The organism is Actinoalloteichus fjordicus, from assembly GCF_001941625.1.
Lineage (GTDB): Bacteria > Actinomycetota > Actinomycetes > Mycobacteriales > Pseudonocardiaceae > Actinoalloteichus_A > Actinoalloteichus_A fjordicus.
The window spans coordinates 5,828,231-5,850,895 of the sequence record NZ_CP016076.1 but is presented as its reverse complement, the minus strand read 5'-3'; the positions used below and the strand labels follow the sequence as shown (position 1 = coordinate 5,850,895).

The 22,665-nt window shown below is 68.4% G+C and carries 16 protein-coding genes; 6 read left to right on the top strand and 10 right to left on the bottom strand.

From position 1 onward, the window contains the following. Window positions 1-222 precede the first annotated feature (222 nt). From UA74_RS24920 to UA74_RS24895, 5 genes are all read right to left on the bottom strand, one after another. A complete protein-coding gene (locus UA74_RS24920) occupies window positions 223-1,974 on the bottom strand; it encodes a putative T7SS-secreted protein (protein ID WP_157442327.1) in 1,752 nt (583 codons plus the stop codon). A gap of 341 nt (window positions 1,975-2,315) precedes the next feature. Next, window positions 2,316-2,897, bottom strand: coding sequence for a type VII secretion system-associated protein (locus UA74_RS24915; RefSeq protein WP_198042856.1), 582 nt, complete (start codon window positions 2,895-2,897; stop codon window positions 2,316-2,318). A 602-nt stretch (window positions 2,898-3,499) separates the two neighbouring features. Then, entirely contained in the window at window positions 3,500-7,537 is a 4,038-nt protein-coding gene (locus tag UA74_RS24905; protein ID WP_075742414.1) for a type VII secretion system-associated protein, read from the bottom strand. Window positions 7,538-7,599: 62 nt separating this feature from the next. Next, a complete protein-coding gene (locus tag UA74_RS24900; protein WP_157442325.1) occupies window positions 7,600-9,201 on the bottom strand; it encodes a WXG100-like domain-containing protein in 1,602 nt (533 codons plus the stop codon). Window positions 9,202-9,544: 343 nt separating this feature from the next. Then, window positions 9,545-11,329: a WXG100 family type VII secretion target gene (locus UA74_RS24895; protein ID WP_157434432.1), complete on the bottom strand. Its 1,785-nt coding sequence runs from the start codon at window positions 11,327-11,329 to the stop codon at window positions 9,545-9,547. A 710-nt stretch (window positions 11,330-12,039) separates the two neighbouring features. Between UA74_RS24895 and UA74_RS24885 the strand changes: the two genes are divergently transcribed. Next, window positions 12,040-13,416 (top strand): class II 3-deoxy-7-phosphoheptulonate synthase, encoded by a 1,377-nt coding sequence (locus UA74_RS24885; RefSeq protein ID WP_075742410.1) that lies wholly within the window; start codon window positions 12,040-12,042, stop codon window positions 13,414-13,416. Between the two features lie 135 nt (window positions 13,417-13,551). Here the strand turns inward: UA74_RS24885 and UA74_RS34335 are convergent, their stop codons facing one another. From UA74_RS34335 to UA74_RS24870, 4 genes are all read right to left on the bottom strand, one after another. Next, a complete protein-coding gene (locus tag UA74_RS34335; RefSeq protein ID WP_404800000.1) occupies window positions 13,552-13,674 on the bottom strand; it encodes a type II toxin-antitoxin system RelE family toxin in 123 nt (40 codons plus the stop codon). Next, entirely contained in the window at window positions 13,620-13,841 is a 222-nt protein-coding gene (locus UA74_RS33815; protein ID WP_232237434.1) for a hypothetical protein, read from the bottom strand. Before UA74_RS33815 ends, UA74_RS34335 begins: the two co-directional genes overlap by 55 nt. Beyond that, window positions 13,842-14,108, bottom strand: coding sequence for a type II toxin-antitoxin system prevent-host-death family antitoxin (locus UA74_RS24875; RefSeq protein ID WP_075742409.1), 267 nt, complete (start codon window positions 14,106-14,108; stop codon window positions 13,842-13,844). It lies immediately after the preceding gene. A 393-nt stretch (window positions 14,109-14,501) separates the two neighbouring features. Then, complete coding sequence (locus tag UA74_RS24870; protein ID WP_075742408.1) at window positions 14,502-14,747, bottom strand: hypothetical protein; 246 nt, start codon at window positions 14,745-14,747, stop codon at window positions 14,502-14,504. 177 nt (window positions 14,748-14,924) lie between these two features. Between UA74_RS24870 and UA74_RS24865 the strand changes: the two genes are divergently transcribed. The 5 genes from UA74_RS24865 (at window position 14,925) to UA74_RS24845 (ending at window position 22,036) form a co-directional block, all read left to right on the top strand. After that, on the top strand, window positions 14,925-15,773 hold the full coding sequence (locus UA74_RS24865) for a helix-turn-helix domain-containing protein (RefSeq protein ID WP_083683600.1): 849 nt from the start codon (window positions 14,925-14,927) through the stop codon (window positions 15,771-15,773). A 1-nt stretch (window position 15,774) separates the two neighbouring features. Beyond that, entirely contained in the window at window positions 15,775-15,969 is a 195-nt protein-coding gene (locus UA74_RS24860) for a DUF397 domain-containing protein (protein WP_075742406.1), read from the top strand. Between the two features lie 437 nt (window positions 15,970-16,406). Next, a complete protein-coding gene (locus tag UA74_RS24855; protein WP_083683599.1) occupies window positions 16,407-19,253 on the top strand; it encodes a glycosyl hydrolase in 2,847 nt (948 codons plus the stop codon). 243 nt (window positions 19,254-19,496) lie between these two features. After that, window positions 19,497-20,600, top strand: a complete 1,104-nt coding sequence (locus tag UA74_RS24850) for a peptidoglycan recognition protein family protein (protein WP_157434430.1) — start codon at window positions 19,497-19,499, stop codon at window positions 20,598-20,600. Window positions 20,601-21,160: 560 nt separating this feature from the next. Next, window positions 21,161-22,036, top strand: coding sequence for a glycerophosphodiester phosphodiesterase (locus UA74_RS24845; RefSeq protein ID WP_075765578.1), 876 nt, complete (start codon window positions 21,161-21,163; stop codon window positions 22,034-22,036). Between the two features lie 114 nt (window positions 22,037-22,150). Here UA74_RS24845 and UA74_RS24840 read toward each other — a convergent pair whose 3' ends face one another. Then, window positions 22,151-22,660 carry a hypothetical protein gene (locus UA74_RS24840; protein ID WP_075765576.1) on the bottom strand — a complete coding sequence of 170 codons (510 nt, stop codon included), beginning with the start codon at window positions 22,658-22,660 and terminating at the stop codon, window positions 22,151-22,153. Between the last annotated feature and the right edge of the window lie 5 nt (window positions 22,661-22,665).

Genomic DNA, 22,665 nt, shown 5'->3' with positions numbered 1-22,665 from the left:
CGGCCGCCGGACGATGCGCGGCCGGGCGGAGGCGGGTCGGCGGACGGGGTGTCGCGGCGGACGTCCGTCGAATCGGCGGAGCGGGCGGGTCACGACAGGGGCGTGCCGGGTCGAGGTGATGCCGGTGGCGAGTACGACGTCACCCCTTCGTTCCCTCGCCACCGGCGTGCAGGCCCGAGACCAGCGTGGCCCGCGTCGAATCGGTTCCTCGCTCGCGCCTCGCTACGCGTGCTTGTGCTCCTTGAAGACTCCCGGCTTGCCCGGGGCCGCATCGTCCAGGGAGAAGACCGCGTCGCCCAGCGTGGGATCGTTCTTGTCGGCCAACCGGCCCGTGAACAACGTCGTGGTGGGCGCGTAGACGTCGTGCTTGTTGTCACTGCTGGCTTTCAGCGCGTCCGCGAACTCCTGGCTCGCCCGGCCCCCTCCGACCTCGCACGAGCCGAGGACCAAGGGATTGTTGTTGCCGTTCATCGCGTCCTGGTAAGTCCGGTTGCTGGTCATGAGCTTGTGATATTCGGCGCCGGAGAGTTCGACGTCCATCTTCGCCCCGCCGGGCCCGATCGCGGCCTCGACGATGAACTTGTCCTTGCCGCCGTGGGCGAGTGCGACGAAAGGATTCACGGTGGGGTCGGCCGCCCACGGAGCATTCTGCGGGGTCATCTTCCTGAAATCGCCCGTGTTGCCGACATCCTGGAAGTACTGCTGCTTCCAGTTCGGATTCGACATCTTGCCCCAGTCCTGATCGCCCTTGATGTCCCCGGATTGCGAGGGGAATCCGACGCCGATCGGTTTTCCGGTCGGACCCACCACGGGGTACTGGGTGACCAGGTCGGCGGAGAACTTCTTGTTCCAGAAGCCGAATCCCCAGCTCGGTTTGCCCTCGATCGTCGGTGGGTTCGAGCCCCACGGCCCGGCGTTCGAGCTGCCAGGAGTGTTCGACGAGCCGGGAGCGTTCGAGCCGCCCGGGGTGTTCGAGCTGCCGGGAGTGTTCGACGAACTGGTGATGTTCGGGCCGCCGGGAGTGCTCGAGGAACCCCCCAGACCCGGCATGTTCGACGTGGGTGCGGACCGTGACGTGCCCTGGAAGTTGTTCGGATCGCCCGTCGTCCCGCTGCCGCCGCCGCTGGTGCCGTTGGGTGTGATGGGGGGCCCGGTGTCGCCGCTGCCGCTGCCTCGGGTGCCGTTGGGGGTGACGGGTGGTGCGTCGAGGCTGCGGGCGTTGTGGTTGTTGCTGGTTTTGATGTTTTTGAGGCCGTTGGTGGCGGTGCTGAAGTCGTCGCCGAGTTTTTTGAGGAGGGGGGTGAGTTTGGACATGGAGGTGGTGAGTTTGGTGATGAGTTGGGCGATGGTGGCGGCGGTTTGGGCGACTTTGGCGACGACTTTGGGGATGACCCAGATGAGTCCGATGCCGAGGGTGAAGAGGACCTGTAAGGCCCAGGAGACCATGGAGCCGACGACGTCGGCGATGATGTCGCGGACGGCATCGCGGACGGCGGTGACGACTTCGCCTGCTTTGTGGATGCCGTCGGCGGCGCCGCCTGCGGCTGTTCCGGCGGCGAGGATGAGGTTGGCGGTGTCGGTGGCGCGGTCGCGGTAGGCATCCGCTGCGGCGCCGGTCCAGGTGGTGACGTCGGATTGGATGAGGTTGCCGAGTTCGGTGGAGACGGAGTTGACTTCGTCGGCGACGTTGGTCCAGGTGTCGGCGTGGGAGCGGATTTCGTCGGGGTTGCCTGCGAGGGAGTCGAGGGCGTCGGAGAGGGGTCCGACGTGTTCGATGAGCCAGCCGACGCCGTTGGAGATGATGGTGGCGAAGGGATCGAGCGCGGACATCACCAGATCGGCGGTGCCGAGTCCTGCTTCGAGCCAGTCGCCGTTGCCGATGGCCTGGTTGGTGGAGTTCACCGACTCCACCAGCGACAGACCCGACGTCGACGTCGTCGAGTCCACCACATCAGCCACTAAAGGATTACCCATCGTCCATCCCCATCTCCCGAATAGACACGTCTCACCCGCAACGGATCAGGACATGCCGTCAATGTCGTACGTGTGGTGTGTGTCGTCCCCGCCACCTCGGACGAGAACCGCGCCGGGTGTCGTCGGCCCGGCAGGGCTGGTCATGGGTGCGATCCAGGGAAGCGATCGGGGCAGCGGCGACGACGGCACGGCCCGCTCAGGGGGAGCGGCGCCCCGGTCGATCCGATCCGACCCGACCCGACATCGAGGACGTTCAGGCCGGCGACGGCCTCGACGATCGGCGGCGAGACTGAGTGCCCTTGCGGCCGCAGGCAAGGGGGAACTCGCCACGACGACAGTCCTCACATGTCGAGCCGATCGGTGATCCCCGGTCCCGCAGGCTCCGCATCCGGTGGCGGGCCGTCGCGGAAGATGTCGGCGAGCAGGCGCATGGCCGCCGGGCCGTCCGGGTTGATCAACACGTCCGTCGCTGCGGGTAGCAGGCCCACCAGCTCCGCCGCCGACACCCGACGCCACAACGGCGCCTCGATCCGAGCCCGGTTCACCGCAGCGGTCGCCACGACGACACAGGGCACGCCGTCCGGCGCCGCCGCCACCAGCGGACTCCCGTCCTGTGCCACCGGAACCTCCAGAACGGCGTTCCACAAGAGCGGGACGATCTGGTCGCTCGCCGTCACATCACCGGTCAACGCCAACCGGATCGCCGCATCCACCGGATCAGTCGGCACCTCCGGCCCACTCGGCTGATACCCGGGATTCGGCTCGAACAGACCCACACCTTCGCCCACGCCGAGCGGCCACGCACCCACGATCGCCTCGGGGGGCGGCGCTGTCGTGTCGTCTCGACGTCGCCACTCCGGCGACGTCAGCACCACCCAGTTCTGCCGATCATTCGCAGTCGTCTCGGGCCTGTGATCATTCACCGCGTCGTGCTCGTTCCTCGTCGGTGTGCCCACCCGCCGTCGGCGTGGCCGGGTACGACACGGATTTCCTCGGTGGACTGTGCTGCCCTCGGCGGCCGTGCCGGGCGTGTTCTCGTGGCACGCGGGCGAGAACCAGAACAGGGCGGGAGAGCCGAGGATCGGCCGACCGGATCGGCCCTGCCGAGTCCTGGTCAGAGCCCGTCGCCGCCGTACCGGCAGAGGCAGGCGGCCGACTCCTGTCTGCGTGCGGCCGGATCATCGAATTCCCTCCGACACTGTGCGAGGCCTCGGACGATTCAGTGGCTCCAGGAGCGCCGCCGACGGCCTCCCGCAGCCGCTGATCCTGCCGTATCCGAATCCGGTGGCGACAGACACCGTGCCCAGTCGCACTCAGGGCTGCCCGAACGGGCAGACCACGCTGCCCGTTCGCTCGTTGCCTACCGACATGGCGCCGTCCGACCCTGGCGCCGTCCGCGGAGGCTCCGCTCACCGGACGTCCTGCGGCCGGACGGCTCGCATCAACCCGAGCCGTCCGGACACTGCGGGACGCGTCCTGTCCGATCATGCTCGACCCTCGTGCCGCGCGGAGGGCCGCATCGGATTCAGCTCGGGCTCGACGCCGTGACGTCGGGACTCGCACCCAGATAGCCTGCGTACTTCGGGTCCGACGTGATGTGCGCAGGCAGACAGAGCAGCTGCGGAGCTGTGGGCCGAGTGGGCCTGCCGCCCGCATCCGGACCGACCGACGGCGCGCGCTGCGGCAGGCTGACGATCTCCGTGCCGCCGGACGATCCGCTGCCCGTGCGCCCACGGGGGTCGCCGACGGGAGCCGGGTTCTCACCGCCCTGTTGATCGCCTGCCAAGCCCGACGGGTCGCTGGCGACCACCGGGTTGGCGACGTAGCTGTAGGGATTGGGCGCCGGTCCGAGCCCGCGCGGATTCTTACTCAGATAGCGGCCGGTGGTCGGGTCGTAGTAGCGGTGCCGGTGGTAGTGCAGGCCGGACTCGTCGTCGTGGTACTGACCGGGGAAACGCAGCGGCGTCGGCGGTGCGGCGTCCCCGCCGAGATGCCTGCCCCACAGCGTGTGATGGGCGTGCCAGGCGATGCTGCCGTCCTCGTCGACGAGTTCTGCGGGGGAGCCGGCCAGGTCGGTGACGATGTGATGGAACCGTTCGCCCACCCAGTCCTGCTCAGCCGCGTCCGGCCCGACGGCGGTGGTGCGTTCGAACTGGGTCAGGACGCGGAAGCCGCCCGGTTCCCAGTCCCAGGCGATGACCAGGCTGACCAGCTCGCCGTCCGAGTTCGGGGCGGTGTGGATCTGTTCGACGATCCGGTCGCCGTCCCAGCTGAAGTCGACTCGCTCCAGGACCGTACCCGCTTCCAGGCCGTCCAGTCCCACGCTGCGCCGCTCCTTGCGGATGCGCCTGCCCTCGGTGTCGTAGCGGTAGCGCCAGTGATCGTCCTTCGGGGTGAGCACGTCGGTGAGTCGATCGAAGGAGTCCCAGGCGTAGTGCCATTCCTCGACGACCTCGCCGTCTCGGGTCACCTTCCGCGCCACCACGCGACCCTGCGCATCGTGCTCGTAGGCGACGCTTCCCGCGCGGGTGATCAAGGTGCCGGTGTAGGTGCGAGGTCCCTGACTGGTCGTCGAGGGCATTCGGGTCATGGCGGCGACGTCCGGCCGCTCGTCGGTGTCGGCGACGTCGGCATGGGTGATGTTGCCGATGTGGTCGTAGGCGTACGCCTCGGTCCAGCCCGAGGCCTCGACGGCCGTGACCCGCCCGCGGGTGTCGAGGGTGAATTCGCGAGGCCCGGAGAGCTGGTCGGTCACCGCGACGACCCCGCCGTCCGCCTGATACAGATAGGCGCGACGCTGCGAGACCGACGACCCCCTGGCCACGCCGTCGACCAGGATCGCCGTCGTCAACGCCTGGGAACGGAGCCGCTGGTTCCCCTCCCAGGTCTGGGTGAGCGTGGCGTTCGGGCCGAGGGCCCGGCGGGTCTGGTCGCCCGAAGCGTCGTGCTCCAAAGAGATCGTGTGCCCGTCGACGGTCAGGCTTGCCGGGCGGCCTGCCGCGTCGTAGCTCCAGACGCTCTCGAGACCCACCGGGGTGGTCCGCCGCACTCGGCGGCCGACCGCGTCGTAGCCGAAGGTGCTCGTCGCGCCGTTGCAGGTCTGGGAGATCACCCTGCCGAGGCCGTCGTACTCGAACGAGGTCTGCACGCCGGGGCTGCTGGTGCCGATCACCCGGCCTGCCGCATCCCGGGTGTAGACGGTGGTGACCCCGTCCGCGACCTCCTCGATGATGTCGCCTGCCGCGTTCCGGACATAGGTGATCGTCTGGCCGACTGCATTGGCCTTGGCGACGATCCGGCCCGCCGCGTCGAATCCGTAGTGCAGCGTCCGCCCGTCGAAGTCCGTCTCGGCAACCAGGTTCCCGGCTGCGTCGTAGTCATAGGTCCACGTCAGGCCTGCCGGGTCGGTCACCGAGACCAGCTGCAGCTCGGAATCGTAGTCATAGCCGGTGCGGGCGCCGTCCGGCGCGATCCGAGCCGTCACCAGGCCGAACGCCCCGTACTCCGCGCGATGAACCTGGCCGAGGGCATCGACGTGCTCGACGCAGTTGCCCTCGCCGTCGTGACTCCAGCGCTCGGTTCGGCCGTTGGGCTCGGTCACCCACGCGGCCAGGTTCTCCATGGTCCATCCGTAGCGGGTGACGTTCCCCGCGGCGTCGGTGGCGGAGACGACCCGCCCCAGCGCGTCCAGTTCGTAGTTCGTCCGGTTGCCCAGTTCGTCGATCCGTGCGGTCAGCAGGCCGCGTGCGTCGCGGAGCAGACGGGTCACACCGCCGAGGGCGTTGCGGATGGTCGTCACCCGCTCGACCTCGTCGTAGTCGTAGGCGGTCGTCGCGCCCGCAGCGTCGGTCTCTGACAGGAGCCTGCCGAGTCCGTCGTACTGCCAGTGGTGGCTCGCCCCGTCCGGTCGGGTGACGCGGACCGGCCTGCCGAGTTGGTCGTAGCCGGTCTCGGTGCGTCCTCCGTCGGGGTGGAGGACGGCGACGAGATTGCCGTCCGCATCCCATTCCCGGCGGGTGATGTTTCCGAGCGGGCCGATGTCGGTGATCAGCTGATCGTGGCGGTTCCACTCGAAGCGGGTGGCGTTGCCGAGAGCGTCGGTCACGGCGACGACCTGACCGAGGTCGTTGTACTGATAAGCCCTCGTCGCGCCCGCTGCGTTGGTGACGGCGGTGAACATCTGCCTGCGGTCGTGATGGAAGACGGCGCTGGCCCTGTCTTCGGTCCCGGCAGCGCGGACACAGCGGCCTTCGGCGTCGTATTCGTAGCGGTACCAGGTCGCGGCCCGGTCCTGCCTGCCGGTGATGCGCTGTTCGGCGTCGTAGGCGAACCGGTACGCCGACCCGGCCGAGTTGATCACCTCGGTGAGGTTGCCCGCCTCGTCGTAGCCGTAGCGGGTGATCGTCAGTGGTTCGGCATCGTCGTTCGCGTGCAGTCGCAGCCTGCTGATCCGCCCGTCGGCGATGTCGATCGACACGCGTTGACCCGCACTGTGCCGGAGAGCTGCGGGCATGCCCTGGGCGTCGTGCTCGATCGCGATGTGGTGCCCGCTCTGGTGCTCGACGGAGATCAACGGGAGGCGGTCCTCGCTGCCGGGCACCGCGGCGAAGTACGACAGCCTGCCCTCCGCCCGATCGCCCAACACGTGGACACCGCTGTCCGTCAGCGTCAGCGGCAGTCGGGGGCCCGCCAGCGGCAGGGCGGGCACGCCCGCCTCCAGCGTCGGGTAGTGCAGCACCATGCCGTCGGGGGAGAAGTACCGGAGTCCGTTGACGTGGTGCTCGAGGCGCTGGTCCAGGGTGGACGCCCAGGAACTGCCGAAGAGGCGGCCTGCCCGGTAGGACGAGACATGGGTGCGGGTCAGCACCACCGGCAGCCAGCCTGGCAGGTCGAGATCGGTCTGGCTGAGGATCACGTCCCCGGTAACGACGTCCACCGGGCCGGATTCGCAGAACCGGCCGTCCTGCGGCACGGCCCTGCTGCGCGGCCCGTCCGGCAGACCGAACATGTCGGCGGAGCCGAGGCCCGCGGCCTGCTCGCCCGCAGGCGCTCCCTCGCGGAAGGCGACGGCGTCCAGCCGCATCGCGGCGGGGCCGTCCGGGTTGATGAACAGATCGGTCTCGGGGGGAAGGAGTTCGACGAGTTCACCGGCCGTCACCCGCCGCCAGAGCGGAGCCTCGACGCGGCCTCGGTTGATCGCGGCGGTGGTGACCACCACACAAGGCACGCCGTCGGGAGACGTCGCGATCAGCGGTGTGCCGTCGTCGGCCACCGGCGTCTCCAAGGCCGCGTTCCACAGCAGCGGCACGATCTCCCCGGTGGCCGATTCATCGCCGCCGAGCGCGAGCCGGATCGCCGCGTCGGCGGGGTCCGTCGGGATCTCGGGACCACTGGGCACATAGCCGGGATTCGGCTCGAAGACGCCGAAACCGCCCTGCCCGTCGTACGGCCAGGCCCCGACGATCTCGTCCGGCGGCGGTGACTCGCCTTCGACGTGCTGCCAGCTGGGGGAAGGAAGAACCACCCAGTGCTGCAGGCCTGTGGCGGGCTCGTTGTCGGTCACCGTGCTGTGCTCCGATCTTCATCCAGGTCAGGCGGGCTGCGGGGTGTTGTCGCCGAAGGACGTCATTGATGCGGGTATCTGTTGAACCGTCCCGGCGCGCTGCTGCTCTCGGCGTCGACCTCGAGGCTTGACGTCGCGTGCGGACGATCGGTCGCACCGCCAGGACCGCTGGCGGTCGCGTTGGCCCACGCCGTCGTCGTCGGCGCATAGACGTCGTGCTTCGAGTCGTTGCTCTTGCCGAGTGCATCGGCGAAGTCCTTGCCTGCCTTGCCTGATCCGGTATCACAGGACACCAGGAGAAGCGGGTTCTCATTCCCGTTCATGGCGTTCTTGTACGTCTGGTGATTGCTGAGGAGCTTGTGATATTCGGCGCCGGAGAGTTCGACGTCCATCTTCGCCCCGCCGGGCCCGATCGCGGCCTCGACGATGAACTTGTCCTTGCTGCCATGTGCCAGCGCGGGGAACGGTGTCGATCCGAGTGGGGAGTTGATCGCCCACGGGGCCGGCTTCGTGGCGTTCGGATTCTTCGAGTCGTGTGGCCTCTGTTCGTATTTGAACTTCCAGTCCTGATTTGGTTTCGCACCCCAGATCGTATCGGATTTCACGTCTTGCTTCTGTGACGGGAAACCGACGCCGAGCGGCCGGCCGTACCTGTCCTTGATCGTGTGCTCGGTGACCTTGTCGGCGGAGAAGTTCTTGCTGAAGAGGCCGAAGCTCAGCGACGGTTTTCCGGTGATGGTGGGCGGATTGGCCCCCCAGGGGCCGGGCGTGGGGGTGGGCGCCGCCGGAGTGGTCGGGTTTCCGCCGAGACCGGGCATCGTGCTGCCGGGGGCCGACCGGGGCTGATTGACGCTGCCGGAGGTGTTGATGTCGGGGGCGCCTCGGGAGGTGTCCGGCGTGGTGTTGCTGGGCGAGACGCCTGGTGCGCCTCCGCCGCCGCCTCTGTTGGTCGGCCCGTCTGTGCCGTTGGGTGTGATGGGGGGCCCGGTGTCGCCGCTGCCGCTGCCTCGGGTGCCGTTGGGGGTGACGGGTGGTGCGTCGAGGCTGCGGGCGTTGTGGTTGTTGCTGGTTTTGATGTTTTTGAGGCCGTTGGTGGCGGTGCTGAAGTCGTCGCCGAGTTTTTTGAGGAGGGGGGTGAGTTTGGACATGGAGGTGGTGAGTTTGGTGATGAGTTGGGCGATGGTGGCGGCGGTTTGGGCGACTTTGGCGACGACTTTGGGGATGACCCAGATGAGTCCGATGCCGAGGGTGAAGAGGACCTGTAAGGCCCAGGAGACCATGGAGCCGACGACGTCGGCGATGATGTCGCGGACGGCATCGCGGACGGCGGTGACGACTTCGCCTGCTTTGTGGATGCCGTCGGCGGCGCCGCCTGCGGCTGTTCCGGCGGCGAGGATGAGGTTGGCGGTGTCGGTGGCGCGGTCGCGGTAGGCATCCGCTGCGGCGCCGGTCCAGGTGGTGACGTCGGATTGGATGAGGTTGCCGAGTTCGGTGGAGACGGAGTTGACTTCGTCGGCGACGTTGGTCCAGGTGTCGGCGTGGGAGCGGATTTCGTCGGGGTTGCCTGCGAGGGAGTCGAGGGCGTCGGAGAGGGGTCCGACGTGTTCGATGAGCCAGCCGACGCCGTTGGAGATGATGGTGGCGAAGGGATCGAGCGCGGACATCACCAGATCGGCGGTGCCGAGTCCTGCTTCGAGCCAGTCGCCGTTGCCGATGGCCTGGTTGGTGGAGTTCACCGACTCCACCAGCGACAGACCCGACGTCGACGTCGTCGAGTCCACCACATCAGCCACTAAAGGATTACCCATCGTCCATCCCTCTCTGATGCTCGTCGGTCCGTCGAGCGGACAGGCCTCACCGGTGGTCGCCTCGCCTGCTCGGCAGGCAGGCACCGCGCATGCGAACCGGCATCATCCCAACCGGCACAGTCGGGTGGTGAACCGCCACAGTCGCCCGCCCGTGCCTGCCCCCGCCGGAAGCGAATAAGGCCGTCGCTGCCGTTCCAGACTAGAACCGGTTGTATCCGGCGGGAATCCCGTTGACGCGATCCACCGCGATGACGGCCTTGTTGTCCGGCATGACCCCGTGGCTCGCCAGGCTGTTGGGGGCGTAGACGGACCGGTAGTCGCCGCTCTCGTGTAGTGCGTTGGCGAACCTCGACGCCCCTTCCCTCCCCGGCGAACCCGTGTTGCACGACACCATGAGGAGCGGGTTCGTGTTTCCTGCCATGCGGTCCTGGTAGACCCGGTTACTGGTCACGATCTTGTGGTACGACTCGGGCGTGACCGTGACATTCTCCATCTGGTTGTTCGGGCCCGTCGGAGTCTGGACCTGGAACTGGTTTCCGCCCGAGTGAGCCATCGCGACGAACGGGCGGGAAGGACTCGGCTCATTGGCCCACGGGGCCGTACGCTCCCAGTACCCGGTCGGGCGGTCTTGGGGACGGTCGCGGGCGATTTCGAGGTTCTTCCGGTCCCAGTGACCGTGGTCCGCGTTCGCCCAGTTCTGCTGGTTTCTCGCGTCCTCCGGTTTTGTCGGGAACCCGATTCCCAGCACTCGGCCGTTTTTGTCCCGCAACGTGTTCGAGTACACCGTGTCGAGGCGGAATCGTCGCCTCAACGGCGGCCCGGTGGGGTCGGCGGGGTTGCGGACGAAGCCATCGGTGAAGTGGTTCCACTGCGCCCCGGCTGGTCGTGAGCTTGGCGCGGTGGAGGGGCCGCCCAGTCCCGGGGTGGTCGGGTTGCGATCCGCCATGGGTGGGAAGTCGAAGCTCCGCGCGGCGCTGGGGCTGAGTGCGTGGGCGCCGTCGTCGAGTGAGCGCGAGGTGTTGCCGCCGGGCAGGCTTCGGGTGCCGGTGGGGCTGATGTCGGGTGCGCCTCGGGTGCCGGTCGCTCCGTCGGGGCTGCTGCCCGAGATGTCGATGTCGGGTCGTGGGCTGTCTGCGGGGTTGTTGTCGGCGGTGATGGGTGGTCCGGTGTCGGGGGTGGTGCTTCGGGCGGTGGACGGGGTGGTGGTGGGTGCGTCGAGTGCGCGGGGGGTGTGGTTGTCGCCGGGCTTGATGGCTTTGAGGCCTCGGGCGGCGGTGGCGAAGTCGTCGCCGAGTGTGCCGAGCAGCGGCTTGAGCCGGTTGAGGGAGGTGGTGAGCTTGGTGATGAGCTGCGCGATGGTCGCGGCGGTCTGAGCGACCTTGGCGACGACCTTGGGAACCACCCAGATCAGCCCGATGCCGAGAGTGAACAGGACCTGTAACGCCCACGAGACCATCGAGCCCACGACGTCGGCGATGATGTCACGGACCGCGTCACGCACGGCCGAGACGACCTCGCCCGCCCTCTGGATGCCCTCGGCGGCGCCGCCCGCTGCTGCTCCGGCGGCGAGGATCAGGTTGGCGGTGTCGGCGGCCCGAGTCCGGTAGGCGTCGGCGGCCGTACCGGTCCAGGTGGTGACGTCGGATTGGATGAGGTTGCCGAGTTCGGTGGCGACGGAGTTGACCTCGCCCGCGACGTTGGACCAGGTGTCGGCGTGGGAGCGGATCTCGTCGGGATTCCCCGCCAACGCGTCCAGGGCATCCGACAGCGGACCGACGTGTTCGATGAGCCACCCCACACCGTTGGAGATGATCGTCGCGAACGGGTCCAGCGCGGACAGCACCAGATCCGCCACCCCCAGACCGGCCTCCAGCCAGTCCCCGTTCTGAATAGCGGTGTTGGTCGAGTTCACCGACTCCACCAGCCACAGACCCGACGTCGACGACGTCGAATCCACCACATCAGCCACCAAAGGATTACTCATCGTCCGTCCTCATTTTCTGCTGGACCCCTTCTCCCACGCCAGGGACCGGGAAGGTGTCTTCGATATCGTCTGCGTGCTGTCGCTGCCCTACCACGGAGAACGAGTCGGAGCAGCGAGTCATCAGATGCCGATCACCCGGGGCGTTCTCGGGAAACGAGCGGGAAAGCGGTGACCCGCCGCAGAATGGGGAGGCCAGGTCGCCCTTGATCGGGTTGCGTCAGGCTGGCACCGCTTGAATTCGCCATGCGTCGTCGCGTTCTGTTCCATCCAGATGACGCTCAGATCTGGACCCTGGCCCGGAACCAGACGACGAGGCATGACCTCGAACTCGCCAGGTCGTCGGGGGCGTGGACGGACCGGTGGTCGCCGGTCGCGGGTAGCGGCGAGGTGTATTCGATCGGTCCCGACCGTTTCGGCGGGGATCAGGTGGACGATCACACTCCGCCTTCGCACGCGAACCGCCACCTCACCCGCACCTTCTGATTGACGACGACACCTGATCAACCGTGATCGGGGATGGTAGGACCGCAGTGCGCCAATCCGCTGTTCGCCTTCACGCCTTGCCTCTACGGGCAGTCATTGCTGCCTCTTCGGCCGGTGAAATCGCGCATGGGCGTGTCGGATGTGCCCGACGGGCCGCCCTCCGCCGGTCCCTGGGCGGCGACGATGGTCGCCGAAGGTCGGCGAGTCCGACCGCTAGGCTGGGTCTTGTGATATGGACCGTCGACGTACCGGTCGAGACCCTTCCGTCGCTGCCCCCGCTTCCCGCAGAGCTTCGGGACCGGCTGGACGTGGCGTTGTCGAAGCCTGCCGCCCAACAGCCCGAATGGCCCGACCCGGAGGCGGTCGGCAAGGTGCGCGCCGTGCTGGAGAGCGTGCCGCCCATCACCGTCCCCGCCGAGGTCGATCGGCTGCGCACCCAGCTCGGCGAGGTCGCCGAGGGCCGGGCCTTCCTCCTGCAGGGCGGTGACTGCGCCGAGACCTTCGCCAGCAACAACGAGCCGCATATCCGGGCGAACATCCGCACCCTGCTGCAGATGGCCGTGGTGCTGACCTACGGCGCGAGCATGCCGGTCGTGAAGCTCGGCCGGATCGCGGGTCAGTACGCCAAGCCGCGTTCCGCAGGCATCGACGCGCTGGGCCTGCCGTCCTACCGGGGCGACATCGTCAACTCGCTGGTCGCCTCGCCGGAGGCCAGGGTCGCCGATCCCTCTCGGATGATCCGCGCCTACGCGAACGCGGGCGCGGCGATGAACCTGGTCCGGGCCCTCACCGGCGGCGGCATGGCCGGGCTGACCAAGGTGCACGACTGGAACAAGGACTTCGTGCTCAACTCCCCGGCCGGTGAGCGGTACGAGGCGCTCGCCAACGAGATCGACCGGGGCCTGCGGTTCATGGCGGCCTGCGGCGTGCAGGACTCCAACCTCCAGACCGTGGAGCTGTTCGCCAGCCACGAGGCGCTGCTGCTGGACTACGAGCGCGCACTGCTGCGGCTCGACGACGGCAAGCTGTACGACCTGTCCTCGCACTTCCTCTGGATCGGCGACCGCACCCGGCAGCTCGACGGCGCGCACATCGCGCTGGCCGAGCTGCTGGCGAACCCGATCGGACTCAAGATCGGTCCGACGACCACGCCGGAACTGGCCGTCGAGTACGTCGAACGGCTCAACCCGGAAGGCATCCCCGGCAGGCTGACCCTGATCAGCCGGATGGGCAACGCCAAGGTGCGGGACATCCTCCCGCCGATCGTCGAGAAGGTCACCGCCTCCGGGCACAAGGTGATCTGGCAGTGCGACCCGATGCACGGCAACACCCACGAGTCGAGCACCGGCTACAAGACCCGCCACTTCGACCGGATCGTCGACGAGGTGCAGGGCTTCTTCGAGGTGCATCGCGGACTGGGCACCCACCCCGGCGGCATCCACATCGAACTCACCGGCGAGGACGTCACCGAATGCCTCGGCGGCGCCCAGGACATCACCGACTCCGACCTCGCGGGTCGTTACGAGACCGCCTGCGACCCCCGACTGAACACGCAGCAGTCCCTGGAACTGGCCTTCCTGGTCGCGGAGATGCTGCGGGCCTGACCGGATGCTCCGTTCGCGAGCCGTGATCACGGCACGACGGAGTACTTCAGGACGAGACGGCGACCCTGGCCGAGAGCGGGGTCACCGTCTCGTCCTGGCAAGGAGTGGTCGTGACGGTGCTGTACCACTCTGTGGTCATCGGCCGAAGTATCGGCGGACGAGCTGGTAGACGTCGGCCCGCGTACTGATGGTGATGATCAGGATCAGCAGCTTCCCATCGTCGATGGTGTAGCAGAGGCGATGGTCGCCGACTCGAATACGGAGAACGCCAGGTAACTGGACAGCGCGGTGCAGCCATGCGGGCGGGGATCTTCGGAGGGGTCCTCGATGGCGTCTTCGATGTTCTCGGCGTGCTTGCGTTGTTGCTTCTCAAGTCTCTTCAAATACTTGTCTGCCGCAGCAGTCAAGGTGATCTCCTGTGACACTCAGGAATCCCGGCGCTCCGTACGTCGCACGAAGGGAACGGTGCCTTCGGTGCCGTCGGCCAAGCGGCGTCGGATGGCTTCGACGGCCTCGCCGTCCAGCAGATCCTCGATGTCTTCGAGCAGTTCAGCTGCGGCGACCGGCACCAAAGCTGCCGCCCTGCGGCCATGCTTGGTCAAGTACACCGTTTCGCCGCCGTAGCTGACACGGTTCGTCACTGGTCCGAGTTCGTTACGTGCGTCAGTCACGGCCATCTCGACGCTGGTCATGTACGTAATGTGCATTTTCACTGGTTCGGTGCGCAAGTCAGGACACCGGTCCGGCTGCTTGTCCGGGTGGGCCTGGTTGGTCTCGGGGCGGCTCGGCTTGCGGCGAGGCCGCCCCGCCCCTCGAAGCGTCGCCGTCGTGACGAAGCGCCGTGTCCGAGGCCCCCGTCGAGCCGTCTGAGAGCGGCCCGTGGAGGGCCGCCCCGGACGTCCGGCAGTTCTGGTCGTGGACGTGGTCTCAGTCCGCGGCCCTGTCCAGCGCGGATCGACCGCCCGGCCGGGCGATGATCACAGTCGTCGCGGCCCCTTCGGGTCGGAAGGGGCCGCCGTTGCCTGCTGCCGGACCGGCCGGCGGAGCCCGGTCCCGCAGGCGGGGTCTCGACGATCTTCGCCCGATCAGGCCGCCGGAGACTCGGCTGCGGCCTCGGCCTTCTCATACTCGTCCAGCTTCGCCCGCAGCTCGGCCAGCGCCGCCGCGCTGGTCTCGACGAGCTGTTCCAAGCCCTCCTCCGTCGCGATCAGATCGATCCCGTCCGATCGCACCGCGCCGAATCGAATCTGTGCCTCGTCGCCGACGATGTCGACGGAGACACGACAGCCGCCTTCCAGCTTCACCCACGCATCGACACTGATTCCGGACATGCTTCCACCCCGTTCAGTCGAACCCTTCCGATTGAGTCAGACTTAGTCTGTCTGAGTCTGACTCAATCAGACAGTGCTCAATCGGGTGATCCGTCGTCGATGGCGGGCCGCCGCGACGGCGTGTCCGTCCATCGTGGCGGTGCGTCGTACCGCCGTCGCACTCCGTAGAGTTCACGCATGGCGCGAGCATTGTTGAACCCGATGGCCCAGGCTGCGGGCGCCGAGCTGGCCAGGCACCGCAGAGCAGTGCCGAAGATGAGTCAGCGACGGCTCGCCGAACTGCTCGACCTTCCGCAGACCGCGATCGCGCGATGGGAGAAGGGAACTCGGGTGCCGAGCGCGAAGGACGCGAACGCCTACCTGACGGTGCTGGGTGTTCCGGCCGAGGAGCGGGATCGGGTCCTTCGTGTCCTGGACGACGCCCAGTCGGCGAGCCAGCTCTCCACCGGCATCCCGGGGGTCGACAAGGAGATCCACTCGCTGCTGCACTACGAGCGGACCGCCGGCCGGATCGTCGACGTCTCGCCGTTGATGGTTCCGGGTCTGTTGCAGACCGGTGACTACGCCAGGGCGATCATGACGGCGGCGGAGGTCCCCACCTCGGAGATCGACTATCGAGTGAAACTACGGGTCGGGCGTGCCGAGGTGCTTCAGGGTGCCAGGCCGGTGCAGCTGACCGCGATCATCGGCGAGGGAGTCCTGCGGCAGCCGATCGGCGGCTATGAGGTGCTGCGTGGGCAGCTTCGCCACCTTGTCAACCTCGCGCGCTGGGACAACGTGTCGATCAGGATCATCCCTGCCGACTCCGGTTGGACACCGGCGAACGAAGCCAAGTTCCAGCTCTTCGAGTTCCCGGTGGCCGTTCCCCTCGTCGCGCTGGACAGCCTTCTGAGCGTGATGTTCGTCGTGGATGCCGCGCAGGTGGCGGGCTACGCGCGAGCTGCCGCTAGCCTGAGTGCCACCGTGCTCAGTGAGCGGGAATCGTTGCGCCTCATCAGGCAGCGTCTGTCCGAGATGGAGGGATGACGTGATCAGAGACGACATCGGCCGGTGGCGGAAGTCCAGCCGCAGCGCGGGAGCCAATTCCTGCGTCGAGGTCGGTCAGGCTCCGGGCGTCCTCGGTATCCGCGATACGAAGAATCGGGCGGGCGGCACGCTCGTCGTCTCTCGCGTCGCCTTCGGTGCGTTCCTTGGTGCCGTCAAGTCCGATCGGCTCGGCTGACGCTCGACGACGGCCGGGCCTTTCCTGTCGGGCGGCCTCGGCGCGCAGGCGTCTTCGGTAGCGTCTCTGCCCCTATTCCGCCCGAAGAGTCCGAATCTGTGATCTCGTGCGTCGGGATTCGGCGTTGCTCCGTTCGTGTCGCAGGCGACCGTCATCGGCGACGAATCGCCTGGTCGCGAGGTTTGTCCCCGGGCGGCCTTCTGTCCTCGGCGGCGTACTCGGCGTTGCAGGGCTACGCCGTTCGGCCCATTGACCGTGCTCGTGATCTCGTTGTTAACTTTCCCCACCTCGCTGAGAGAGCGCTCTCACAGAGCCGGCGCAGGTGGCGAGTCAGACCCGAGAACCCGTCGGACGATCACATGCGCAGGCGAATCTCCTTCGCCCGGCCGTGACGGTCGATCGTCCGCGAGGGATCGCGACGACCAGGAGGTCGGACCATGGCCAGGGCGACGTTGCCCAAATGGCTGGCAGCGGTGACCACATCCGCGTTAGCCGTCTCAATCCTCGTGCTCGTGCAGGGCACGGCATCAGCCGAGACCGTGTCGATCGGCGCAGGCAGCTACACCACGGACCTGCCTGCCGGGGCGCTCGGACCGTCGAACATCCAGGGGCAGCCGGTCTCCCCGAAGGTCACCGACGACTTCACCGGGCCCGCGCCGACCAACGACTGGTGGTCCTCGCTGATCTTCCAGCGATACGCGCCGGACAACCCGCACGGCGAGAACATGTTCCCGCACCCCTTGGCGTTCCACGCCTGGGGTGACGGCCTCGCCGTGGGCTACCCGAGCTCGTCGAGCATCGTGGGGACCGCCCCGAAATACGAGTACAGCTTTCAGGAGGACCTGAGACTCGGCCTCTCCGGCCTCGCCTCGCCGGACACCCGGGTGGACTCCTACAGCGACTGGACCGTGACCCCGTACTGGTCGGACGGCACCCGTGAGCTGCGGACCACCATCGGCCACGGCCTGCCCTTCGTGTACGCGGAGGGCAGCGGCGGACCGGCCGACGTCGAGTTCAGCGCGCCTCCCGAGGTCTGGCACCAGGAAGGCGGCGTCGTCGGGGCCACGGTCAACGGCAACCACTACGCGCTGTTCGCGCCGTCGAACTCCAGCTGGAGCGAGTCCGGCAACGCCTTCACCGCCGACCTGGGCGGCGACGGCTACTTCTCCGTCGCGGTGCTGCCCGATCCGGCCGACCTGCCCACCTTCCAGGACTATGCCTACTCGTTCGTCACCGGCACCACCGTGAACTGGGACTACGACGAGTCAGGCGCCTCGCTGACCACCGACTTCCAGGTGCAGACCGAGGCGAAGGAAGGATCGCAGACCGGCACCCTGGTCGCGCTGTACCCGCATCAGTGGAAGAACACGACGACCGACGTGACGGACCTGACCTACGCCTCGCCGCGCGGCGAGATGCGGGTGGTCGAGGGCACGGGCTTCAGCACCGCGCTGCCCGCCAACGGAATCCTGCCGAGCCTGCCGACGGTGGACTCCGCCGACCACGACCGCCTTCGTCAGCTCATCGACGAGGAGATCGACCACGAGGACCCGTGGCGCGGCTCGACCGACACCTACTGGGTCGGCAAGGCACTGGGCAGGTTGTCGCAGCTCGTGCCGATCGCCGACTCCATCGGCTACGCCGAGGGCCGAGACCAGCTGCTCGACCTGGTGCGCGGCAAGATGGAGGACTGGCTCACCTACTCCGGCCCCGGCGACTCGGCGCTCTTCCGCTATGACGAGGAGTGGGGCGCACTGACCGGCTACCCGGCCAGCTTCGGCGCCGATCAGGAGCTCAACGACCACGACTTCCACTTCGGCTACTTCGTCACCGCCGCAGCCACCCTCGCCCGGTACGACCCGGCCTGGGCCGAGGACGACCAGTGGGGCGGCATGGTCAAACTGGTCATCAAGGACGCCAATAACTGGGATCGGACCGATGACCGGTTCCCGCTGCTGCGCGCGTTCTCTCCCTATGCGGGACACGGCTGGGCGTCCGGTCACGCGGGCTTCGGCTCCGGAAACAACCAGGAGTCGTCCTCGGAGGGCATGCACTTCGCGGGTGCGGTCGCACTCTTCGGCTCGCTGACCGGCGACGACGAGATCCGCGACCTCGGCGTCTATCTGCACACCACGCAGGCCAGCACCGTCGCGCCGTACTGGCAGAACGCGGACTCGGACACCTTCCCCGAGGACTACGCGGCCGACGTGGTCGGCATGGTGTGGAGCGACGGCGGCGACTACGGGATCTGGTGGGACGGCTCCGACGAGGAGCACTACGGCATCAACTACCTGCCGATCACCGCCTCCTCGCTCTACCACGGCCACCGGCCCGAGCACGTGCAGGCGATGCACCAGTCGCTGGTCGACCGGATCGGCGGCCAACCCCAGGTATGGCGCGACATCCACTGGGCCTACCAGGCGATGGGGGACCCGGCCTCGGGACTGGCCGCGTTCGAGTCGCAGTGGCAGACCTATGAGCCCGAGGCAGGCTCGTCCAAGGCACACACCTACCAGTGGGTGTCGACGCTGGCCGAGGTCGGCAACGTCGACGCCTCGGTGACCTCGGACGCGGCGCACTACGCCGTCTTCGCTGAGGGCGGGCAGCGGACCTACACCGCCTTCAACCCCGACTCCTCGGCCAGGACGGTGACCTTCTCCGACGGCGCCACCCTGGACGTGCCCGCAGGCAGCCTCGCCTCCACCACCGGCAGCGGCGGGGGCGGCCCCGAGGAGCCAGAGGAACCGGAAGAGCCCGAAGAGCCCGAAGAGCCCGGTGAGCCCGGCGACCTCGTGGACGGCAGGCTCTACCTGGGCGGCAACGGGCTGAACCGGACGCCCGGCACCGGCGCCGCGACCGACGTCATCGCCTCGGCGGCGGGCGGCAATCACGATGGAACGCCGCATCAGCCGCTGGTGTACGAGGTCGACGGACTGACCGCCGCGTTCGACGGGGGCAGGACCGAGTTCTCCCTGTTCCTCGATGCGGGAGCGATCGTCGGCAACGGCACGCAGCTTCGCGTGAGCTACGACCTCGACGGAGACGGAACGCAGGACCGGGCCGAGACCTACGGGTACTTCGCCACCGATCCGGTGGCGGGCTGGGAGGAGTACGGCCCCGGCGCTGTTCTGGTGAGTCAGAGCGGCAGTCTTGGTGATCTGGACTCGGGAACGGTGCGGATCGAGGTCTGGAACGCCATCGGCCAGGGACCGACCGATCTGCGGGTGGCCGCGACGGCGACGGAGGGGCTCATCTCCGAATTGCGCATTCCGTTCGCGAACTAGCCTCTGAGGACGGAGGCGCCGCATCGTTCTGGCCTCGGCCCGCCTGATGAGTTCTGATGAGTACCACTAGGCGCTTGCATACTCGTTGAACATCCGAAACCCCCTGTCCGAGTGGATATCTGCCACTCGGACAGGGGGTTTTCGTCGAGATTGATTCACAAGGAATTGTCGTAGTTGATTCGATCTGTCGCCGCGGGTTTCCTGACCACGACATGCCTTCACCTCTCGACCTGAAGGAGAGCCGTGCCCACTCGCCGCGAGATGCTGACCGCCGCTCTGAGCGTCGGAGCCTGGATGGTCGTCGGGTCGCCGGGAGCCGCGTTCGCCGCCGCTCCGGTCACTGCCGCACCGATCGGTGGAGCCCCGGACGCTCAGACATCGGGGACCGGGCTCGAACCCGACTCCGACGCCGTCATCCGACCCGAGGCCTTCGACCACGTCGGCGTGTTGTTCCCCGCCGACGCCGGAACCAGGATCGACGAGTCGGGACGCACCACGATCGGCCGGGTCCGGTTCGAGACGAACGGAAGACTCGGGCCATGGCAGGCGCTGCGCCCCTCGGCCGAGGCCCCCGACCACGTGCCCGCCTCGGCGTCGGATCTGGTGCTCGCCCCCTCGGGTGCGACAGGGTTCCAGGTGGAGATCGACGACGGCGTCGGTCCGTTCGAGCCGGTGGCCGTGCTTGCGGGACCCGCCGCCGCCGACACCTCGGCCCCCCGGCTGCTGCCGATGCCGGGTGCGACGCTCCAGGCCATCAGCCGCGCGGGCTGGGGAGCCGACGAGTCCCTGCGCACCTGGCCCGCCACGTTCAATCCGGTGCAGTGTCTGACCGTGCACCACTCCGCCATCGAACTCGAAGCGGACCGGACTGCCTCGGTCCGGGCCATCTATCGGTTTCACGCGGTGGACCGGGCCTGGGGCGATCTCGGATACCACCTGCTGATCGACCCGGAAGGCCAGGTCTACGAGGGCCGGTTCTCCGGCTCGGACACGATGCCGGTCTTCGACGGCATTCCCTCGGTGGGCGCGGCGCGCTCCGTCCTCGCCGGGCACGTCGGGAGTCACAACGCGGGCAACATCGGTGTCTGCCTGCTCGGTGACTTCACCGTGGAGCCGCCCGCCGAGGCGGCGGTGGACGCCCTCGTGGAGACGCTCGCCGCGCTGTGCCTGCTGTGCGGGCTCGACCCGACCGGCACCACGCACTATGCGAGTCCGACCGGCGACGCGTCCAGGACGGTGCCGACCATCTCCGGGCATCGCGACTGGTCGGTCACGCAGTGCCCCGGTGACGTCTTCGCGCCCACGCTGGACGAGATCCGCACCAGGGTCGCCGCGCTCGTCGGCTGACCGGCGCGGCTCGATCAGCCCGACGCGCACCCCGGCTGGCCCCTGTGGACGCAGTCGTGCGGCCGCAGAGACTCACCGGTCTGTTTACTTGCCATCCCGGCTATCGAATCCTGCCGGGTGGGCCGCGCTCGCTCGCGCCGCAGTTGCGCCGAGGCCGCGCGCCGCACGGGGTCGCGGCGGGCGGGTTCGACATCCGGAGCACGGTGCCGGTCTCGGCGTCGGACGGCCGCAGGCATCGGCAGCCGATCCGGTGTCACGGCGTCCGATCAGCCGTGGCCCGGCGTCCGTTCGACCAACGCCGATCGTCCGGAACGCGAACTCTGCGAGACGTCTGATGTCGACCCGCGCCCGCCCGCCGCGACGAGCCCGCCAAGGCCGCTTCCTGCGGCGGAAGGCCTGCTGCCTGCGGATTCGTCGATCCAGCCTGCTCGGACCACGGACCGGGGAGGGACGGCCGATCAACGGCGGAGATCGACTTCGGGGGTGTCGATCCGGTAACGCGTCTGTCAGGGTGACCTCCGGTGGCACCCCGCCGCGACGGCTCGTCGAAAGGAACCCCCATGCGTCTCTCCGCCCGGTCGGCACGACCGGCCCTGGTGATCTCTCTGCTCGTCGCGGGCCTGACCGCGCCGATCGCAACCGCTGCGGCCGGCGAGAAGGGCGACTCCGGACAGCCCGACGTGATCGCCCACCGAGGCTCCTCCGGCGTCGCCCCCGAGAACACCCTCGCGGCGATCACCACGGCGCGCGCGCAGGGCGCCGACTCCGTCGAGGTGGACGTGCAGCGCACGGCCGACGGCGAGCTGGTACTCCTGCACGACTGCACGCTGGAGCGGACGACCGACGTCGAGGAGGTGTTCCCCGATCGCGAGTCCTACGCGCTGAGCGACTTCACCGCCGACGAGCTGACTCGACTCGACGCGGGCTCCTGGCTGTCGCCGGAGTTCGAAGGCGAGCCGATTCCTACCCTGCGCGAGGGAATCCGGGCGCTGGGGCCGCGCACGGACCTGCTGCTCGAGGTGAAGGTGTGCGAGGGCGAGGAGGGGCTCGGCCAGGCGGTGGCCGACGGGCTTCGGGAGATCCCCGGCTACCTGCGGCGTGCGGTGGCCACCGACTCGCTGGTCGTGCAGTCCTTCGATCACGATGAGACCCGCGAGTTCCACACCGAGCTGCCGAGGGTTCCGGTCGGGCTGCTCTTCAGCGCCCGTCCCACGGACGCCGAGCTGGCCGAGGCGGCCACCTGGGCACAGCAGGCCAACCCCCGCTACACGCTGACCGATCAGGCGCTCGTCGATCAGGTGCATGCACTCGGGCTGGAGATCAACGTCTGGACCGTCAATGCGGAGTCCGACATGCGTGCGGCGGTCGAACTGGGCGTCGACGGCGTGATCACCGACTACCCGCAGGTCCTCCGCGAGATCCTGCGCACGAGCTGACCTCGACGAAAGCGTGCAAGAGCCGCCCGCCTGCGGTGCCGTCCCCCTCGGCGTCGCAGGCGGGCCTGTGGCGGGCCTGGCGGGCCGGGCCGATCAGCGGGTCGACCCGGTCGGTCACTCCGGCTCGGCGACGGGGTGGATCGACGACTCTTCCGCGGTCTCGGACGGCTCGCCCCGCCACGCCGGGAAGTCCTCGGCGGCCTCGCCGGTCGGCCCGGCATCGGAGGGTTCGAGCTCCATCCCCTCGTCCGGTTCGACCCCCTCCTTCAAATCGACGTCACCCTGACTGATCGTGCCCTGATCAAGCGGGTAGTCGACGGATTCGTCGTCGACCGAGGTGTCGAGATCCTCCATCGGGACGTCGGCGGGCGGCCAGTCCGGCGCATCGTCACGCGGCCGCTCCGGTTGTTCGGCCGCGAGGCGCTGATCGAGCGTCTCCCCCTCGACCATCTCGCGTGGCGTCACCCCGGTCGCGGTCGTTCTGGACCAGCGCTCCGGCGGCTCGACGCCCTTCTCCAGCGGGTCGACGTCGAGCTCGTCCTCGTCCAGCTCCTCCGACACCGACAGGAGCTCCTGGTCACTGGCGCCGGGCTGCGGCAGCTCGGGCTGGTGGCGTTCGCTCATCGCGC

What these genes read in the sequence shown, in the direction of transcription:
- UA74_RS24920 (WP_157442327.1), bottom strand. Translation starts at nt 1,974, where the DNA reads ATGGGTAATCCTTTAGTGGCTGATGTGGTGGACTCGACGACGTCGACG.
- UA74_RS24855 (WP_083683599.1), top strand. Translation starts at nt 16,407, where the DNA reads ATGGCCAGGGCGACGTTGCCCAAATGGCTGGCAGCGGTGACCACATCC.
- UA74_RS24865 (WP_083683600.1), top strand. Translation starts at nt 14,925, where the DNA reads ATGGCGCGAGCATTGTTGAACCCGATGGCCCAGGCTGCGGGCGCCGAG.
- UA74_RS24875 (WP_075742409.1), bottom strand. Translation starts at nt 14,108, where the DNA reads ATGACCAGCGTCGAGATGGCCGTGACTGACGCACGTAACGAACTCGGA.
- UA74_RS24900 (WP_157442325.1), bottom strand. Translation starts at nt 9,201, where the DNA reads ATGTCCGCGCTCGATCCCTTCGCCACCATCATCTCCAACGGCGTCGGC.
- UA74_RS24895 (WP_157434432.1), bottom strand. Translation starts at nt 11,329, where the DNA reads ATGAGTAATCCTTTGGTGGCTGATGTGGTGGATTCGACGTCGTCGACG.
- UA74_RS24840 (WP_075765576.1), bottom strand. Translation starts at nt 22,660, where the DNA reads ATGAGCGAACGCCACCAGCCCGAGCTGCCGCAGCCCGGCGCCAGTGAC.
- UA74_RS24845 (WP_075765578.1), top strand. Translation starts at nt 21,161, where the DNA reads ATGCGTCTCTCCGCCCGGTCGGCACGACCGGCCCTGGTGATCTCTCTG.
- UA74_RS24870 (WP_075742408.1), bottom strand. Translation starts at nt 14,747, where the DNA reads ATGTCCGGAATCAGTGTCGATGCGTGGGTGAAGCTGGAAGGCGGCTGT.